Source organism: Kitasatospora sp. NPDC059747, from assembly GCF_042732955.1.
In the GTDB taxonomy this organism is placed as follows: Bacteria; Actinomycetota; Actinomycetes; order Streptomycetales; family Streptomycetaceae; genus Kitasatospora.
The window spans coordinates 32806-38793 of sequence record NZ_JBHWGV010000020.1 but is presented as its reverse complement, the minus strand read 5'-3'; the positions used below and the strand labels follow the sequence as shown (position 1 = coordinate 38793).

Below are 5988 nucleotides of genomic sequence, written 5' to 3'. Positions count from 1 at the left end.
CCGCGCGCCCGCCGCCCCCGCGGCGCGCGGCTTCTGTCTTTTCTGTTTAGATCTAGAAGCTCGACTCCCCCCCTCCGCGCGTGGCGCTGGCCCCCCCCCCCCCCCCCCCCGCCTCGGCATTTCCGGGAGTTACCCGAGAGCGCCCGGATCTTTACGCCCACATTGCACTCGAACTGGCGTTTCGTCGGCAAATTTCTCAGGAAATTCTACGAACCGTACAGTTGACCCCGGGTGTCGTCCCGGTATGGGATGTCAATTCGACTGTCACCGTTCCGGCTCCCGCCGGTCGCCAGCACCCCCGGCCAAGCCCCACGCCGGGTTCCCGTCCCGAAGGGCTCCACCCGAAATGCCAGTGCTCACGCGGCTCGTCCTGCCCCACGCCGACCCCCGTGTGACCACCGCGCTGCCCACCCCGTCCGAGGACGCCGTCTTCGGCCTGCTGCGCGCCCGCTGGGCCGGCCGCGGCCTGGAGCTCACCGGCTTCGCCCGCCCGCACGACCAGGACACCGGCCGGGCCGGCTCCGCCTGGACCTGGCTCACCCTGCGCCACCCCGAGGACGCCCAGCCGCCCGTGCACGTGCGCTCCCGGCCGCGGCGCCTGCCCGAGATCACCGACGAGAGCGCCCAGCCCGAGCACAACCACGACTGGTCCGGGTTCACCGCCGTGATCGAGCCCGGGCGGCTGCGCCGCGGCGGCGCGTGGCTGCTGGGCGACTGGCAGATCGAGACCACCCTCTTCACCCGCCCCCGCCCCACCCGGGTGCGCCGCCAGTACGGCACGCTCGCCCCGCACTGGTGCGGCTCGGGCGAGTACCCGCCGGCCCGCTGGGTCGACCGCGACGTGCGCCTCCAGCCGCACTTCACCGACGACCGGCTGCACCTGCTGCTGGAGCGCCCCGGCGTCCGGCTCACCGCCGCCACCCCGGTCGACGGGGGCCTCGACCTGCGCGGCACCGCCGGCCACTGCCCGTCCGGCACCGTGCTGCGGCTGCGCCACCGGCAGAGCGACGCCGTCGTCGAACAGCCCGTCACCCGCACCGGCGACGCCTTCGCCGTCCACCTGCCCTACCGGCCGTTCACCGCCGAGGGACGCGGCACCGGCGACCTGGAGCACTGGGACACCGAACTGCGCCGCCCCGACGGCAGCACCGAGCAGCTCGTCGTGGACGAGCGCGGCGGCCCGGTGGCCGGCCAGCACCGGCTGCCCGGCACCGCGGACCGCGCGCTCTACCTCAAGCACCTCGCCGACGGCCGGCTCCAGGTCTGCGTCCAGCCCGCGGCCGGCCTGATCGACCGGATCGCCGTCAAGGCCGGCGCCTTCGAGCTCGCCGGGCACTGCCCCGACCCGGCCGCGGGCCGGCTGGAGCTGGTGCTGCGGCACACCGGCACGGCCGGCGAGGTCCGCCGACCGGTCGAGGCCGGCGCCGACGGCCGCTTCCGGGTGCGGGTGCCCGCCACCCGCACCGGCTCGGACGGCACCGCCCTGCCACTGCGCAAGGGCATCTGGGAGGCCGCGCTGGAGCCCGCCGACCGCTCCGGCCCGACCCGCCCGCTGCTGGCCGCGCCCGGCGCGCTGGCCGTCCTGCCGGCCGCCACCCAGGCCGGCGGCAAGCCCGTCCTGCTCCAGCGCCGCTGGCACGACACCCTGCTGGTGGACTCCACGCCGGTGCTCAGCGCCACCGAGCGCAGTGCCTGGACGCAGTCCCGCCTGCGGGCCTCCGAGTACCCCGCCGCCCGCCGCGAGCCGCTGCGCGAGGCCGTGCTGTACGACGTGTTCGGCGGCCGCGGCTACGCCGACTCCCCGCGCGCGGTGCACGCCGAACTCGTCCGCCGCGAGCTGCCGTTGGAGCACCTGTGGGTGGTCGACGACGCCCAGGCGGACCTGCCGCCCGGGGTCACCGCGGTGCGGATCTGGAGCCCCGAGTGGTACCGGGCGCTGGCCACCTGCCGGTACCTGGTCGGCAACACCCACTTCCCGGACTTCCTGGAGCGCCGCCGCGGCCAGGTGGTCGTGCAGACCTGGCACGGCTCGCTGCTGAAGCGCATCGCCCACGACGTCGAGAACCCCTGGCTGTCGGACCACGGCTACCTGGACGCGCTCGACCGCGAGACCCCGCAGTGGAGCGTGCTCGTCTCGCCCAGCCCGTTCGCCACCCCGATCCTGCGCCGGGCGTTCCGGTACGGCGGCGAGATCCTGGAGGCCGGCTACCCGCGCAACGACGTCCTGGCCCGGCCCGACGGGCGCACCGCCGCGGCCGTCCGCCGCCGCCTCGGCATCCCCGAGGGCAAGCGGATCGTGCTGTACGCGCCGACCTGGCGCGAGGACCAGCAGCGCGGCGACGGCGACGGCTTCCGGCTCGACCTGCGGATCGACGTCGACCACGCGCGCCGCGCCCTCGGCCCGGACCACGTGCTGCTGATCCGCCCGCACGCCCACGTGCGCGAGCCGCTGCCGGGCGCCGGGGACGGCTTCCTGTACGACTGCGCGGACTACCCGGACGTCCAGGAGCTGCTGCTGGTCGCGGACGTGCTGGTGACGGACTACTCGTCGATCATGTTCGACTTCGCGATCACCGGCCGCCCGGTGCTCTTCTTCACGTACGACCTGGAGCACTACCGCGACACCCTGCGCGGCTTCTACTTCGACTTCGAGACGGAGGCCCCCGGCCCGCTCGTCCCGGACTCGGCCGAGCTGGTCGGCGCGCTGCGCGGACTCGCCGACGGCGGCACCGGGCTGACCGCCGGGTACGCGGAGCGCTACCGCCGCTTCCGGGCCGCCCACTGCGCGCTGGACGAGGGCGGCGCGGCCCGCCGGGTCGTCGACCGGATGCTCGAACTCACCCGCACCGCCAGCTGATCCGGCCGCTCGGGCCGGTCCGGCCGGTCCCGCGGCTCCAACCGGTTCAACGGTCCGGCCGGTCCGGCCGGTTCACGCGAAGGAGTAGCTCCGCCAGGGCCGCCAGACCTCGTCCGCGTCGAACCGGGAGAGGCCGAACCCGGGCACCGTGAACGCCGCCCGGAAGCCGCGCGCCTGCTCGTACGCCTGGTCCAGCACGTCGTCCGGCAGGCCGTGCGCCACCGTCACGTGCGGGTGGTAGGGGAACGCCAGCTCGCGGGCCAGCGGGCCGGAGCGGACGTCCGCCTCCAGCAGCCGGCACTCCTGCGCGCCCTCCTCGACCCGGACGAACACCACCGGGGAGACCGGGCGGAAGGTGCCGCCGCCGCGCAGCAGCATCCGGAACGGCCGGTGCGCCGCGGCCACCGCCGCCAGGTGCTCCTCGATCTTGGGGAGCTCCCCGGCCGGCACCTCGGTCGGCGGCAGCAGCGTGACGTGCGTCGGTATCGACCGGGCGAGCGGATCGCCGTGCCCGGCCCGGGCGTCCTGGATCCGCGCGCCGAACGGGTCCGGGACGCTCACGGACACGCCGATGGTGACGACCTCGGGGAGGTCGCCACCACCGGGCAGGCGTGTGAGGGGAGTCACCGCTTGGCGGCCGGGAGGAAGCCGATCCGGTCGTACACCGTCTCCAGCGTCTGCGACGCCACCTCGCGGGCCTTGTCCGCACCGAGCGCCAGCACCCGGTCCAGCTCGGCCGGGTCGTCCAGGTAGGTGCGGGTGCGCTCCTGGAAGGGGGTGACCCACTCGGTGAACAGCTCGGCCAGCTCGGTCTTCAGGGCGCCGTACATCTTGCCCTCGAAGTGGGCGACCAGGTCCTCGACGGACCGGCCGCTGAGCGCGGAGTGGATCCGCAGCAGGTTGGAGACGCCGGGCTTGCCGTCCTCGTCGTAGGAGACGACGGTGCCGGTGTCGGTGACGGCGCTCTTGAACTTCTTGGCGCTGGCCTTCGGGTCGTCCAGCAGGCTGACCAGGCCCTTGGGCGAGGAGGCCGACTTGCTCATCTTGACGGCCGGGTCCTGGAGGTCCTGGATCTTCGCCGTCTCCTTGAGGATGTACGCCTTCGGCACCGTGAAGGTCGGGGTGTAGCGGGAGTTGAAGCGCTCCGCGATGTCCCGGGTGATCTCCACGTGCTGGCGCTGGTCCTCGCCGACCGGGACGGCGTCCGCCTGGTAGAGCAGGATGTCGGCGATCTGGAGGATCGGATAGGTGAACAGGCCGACCGTGGTGCTGTCGGCGCCGTAGCGGGCGGACTTGTCCTTGAACTGGGTCATCCGGGAGGCCTCGCCGAAGCCGGTGAGGCAGTTCATCACCCAGGCCAGCTGCGCGTGTTCGGGCACGTGCGACTGGACGAAGAGCGTGCAGTGCTCCGGGTCCAGGCCGGCGCCGAGGAGCTGGGCGGCGGAGATCCGGGTGTTCTCGCGCAGGGTCGCCGGGTCCTGCGGCACCGTGATCGCGTGCAGGTCGACCACCATGTAGAAGGCGTCGTTGTCCTTCTGGAGGTCGACCCACTGGCGCACCGCGCCGAGGTAGTTGCCGAGGTGGAACGACCCGGAGGTGGGCTGGATCCCGGAGAGCACCCGAGGACGGTCCTTGACCGGACCAGTGACCGCTGCGTTGACCATGCGGGCCATTGTTCCAGTTCCACCGGGCGGTCAGGAAACCTCTGCCCCTGGAGGTTCCGACAGTGTGACGGCACTCACCCTGACCCGGGCGATCCGCCGGCCCTCCAGCTTGGCCACCGTCAGCAGCACCCCGCCGCCGCCCTCGACCGGCACCCGCACCTGGTCGCCGTCCCTGGGCAGCCGGCCGAGCGAGGCGACCAGGCAGCCGGCCACCGTCTCGTACGGGCCCTCCGGGAGGGCGACGCCGGTCTCCTCCGCGAAGTCGCCGAGGTTGAGCAGGCCGTCCAGCTCCATGCCGCCGCCGGCCAGCCGGCGGATGGTGGCGGTCTGCGGGCGGTCGTACTCGTCCCGGATCTCGCCGATGACCTCCTCGACCAGGTCCTCCAGCGTGACGATGCCCGCGGTGCCGCCGTACTCGTCGACCACGATCGCCAGGTGGTGGCCCTCCCGGCGCATCTCGCCCATCGCCTCCAGCACCAGTTTGGTGCCGGGCAGCAGCTTGACCGGGCGGGCCAGGTCGCGGACCTTGGCGGCCTGCTCGCCGCGCGTGCCGTACAGGTCGCGGACGTGGACGAAGCCGACCACGGCGTCGGCGCTGCCCTCGACCACCGGGTAGCGCGAGTGCGGCGAGGTCTCGGCCTGGTGGCGGACGGCGGTCAGCGCGCGCTCGGCGTCCAGGAAGGTCACCTCGGTGCGCGGGACCATCACCTCGCGCAGCTGCCGCTCCCCGGCGGAGAACACGTCGGCGATCAACGCCCGTTCGTCGCTGCCGAGTTCGGTGTTGGCGGCGACCAGGCCGCGCAACTCCTCGGAGCTCATCGAGCCGCGCCCGGCGGTCGGGTCGCCGCCCAGCAGCCGGACCATCATGTCGGTCGAGTGCCCGAGCAGCCAGATCACCGGCCGCAGCACCGAGGACATCACGTCCACGACGGGCGCGGCGGTCACCGCGATCGACTCGGCGCGCTGCAGGCCGATCCGCTTGGGGGTGAGCTCGCCGAGCACCAGCGACACGTAGCTGATCACCAGGGTGAGGCCGACCAGCGCGACGGCGTCCGCGACGCCCCGGGTGAGCCCGGCCCGCACGAACAGCGGGGCGACCTTGCCGGCCAGCGTGTCCGCGCCGAAGGCGGCGGACAGGAAGCCCATGCAGGTCACGCCGACCTGCACGGCGGCGAGGAAGCGGTTGGGGTCGGCGGCCAGGTGCGCGGCCCGGGCGGAACGCCGGGTGCCCTGCGCCTCCAGCGTCCGGATCTGGCCCTCGCGCAGCGAGATCAGCGAGATCTCGGCGACGTTGAAGAGCCCGCCCAGGAGGATGAAGACGAGGACGAGCGCCGCGTCCCCGATGGTTTCGTTCACAGCGCGCCAGTGTAAGGCGACGGGCCCCCCCGGCCCCCGGGGGGGGGGGGGGGGGCGGGGCGGGAAACCGGGGGGGCCGCATGGGTGGGGTTTAAACAAAAGAGGCTGGCG

General features: G+C 73.8%; 4 protein-coding genes. 1 reads left to right on the top strand and 3 read right to left on the bottom strand.

All coding sequences use genetic code 11. From position 1 onward, the window contains the following. Positions 1-346 precede the first annotated feature (346 nt). Positions 347-2857 (top strand): CDP-glycerol glycerophosphotransferase family protein, encoded by a 2511-nt coding sequence (locus ACFV4G_RS11570; RefSeq protein WP_380439011.1) that lies wholly within the window; start codon positions 347-349, stop codon positions 2855-2857. Between the two features lie 72 nt (positions 2858-2929). Here ACFV4G_RS11570 and ACFV4G_RS11565 read toward each other — a convergent pair whose 3' ends face one another. From ACFV4G_RS11565 to ACFV4G_RS11555, 3 genes are read right to left on the bottom strand one after another with little or no spacing between them, the layout of a single operon-like run. After that, positions 2930-3484, bottom strand: coding sequence for a 2'-5' RNA ligase family protein (locus ACFV4G_RS11565; protein WP_380439009.1), 555 nt, complete (start codon positions 3482-3484; stop codon positions 2930-2932). Beyond that, entirely contained in the window at positions 3481-4521 is a 1041-nt protein-coding gene (gene trpS / locus ACFV4G_RS11560; RefSeq protein ID WP_380439007.1) for a tryptophan--tRNA ligase, read from the bottom strand. The genes ACFV4G_RS11565 and trpS overlap by 4 nt, the downstream gene beginning before the upstream one ends. Before the next feature lie 30 nt (positions 4522-4551). Then, the gene (locus ACFV4G_RS11555; RefSeq protein WP_380439005.1) at positions 4552-5877 is read right to left on the bottom strand and encodes a hemolysin family protein; all 1326 of its coding nucleotides are present in this window, start codon (positions 5875-5877) and stop codon (positions 4552-4554) included. Positions 5878-5988: the final 111 nt, after the last annotated feature.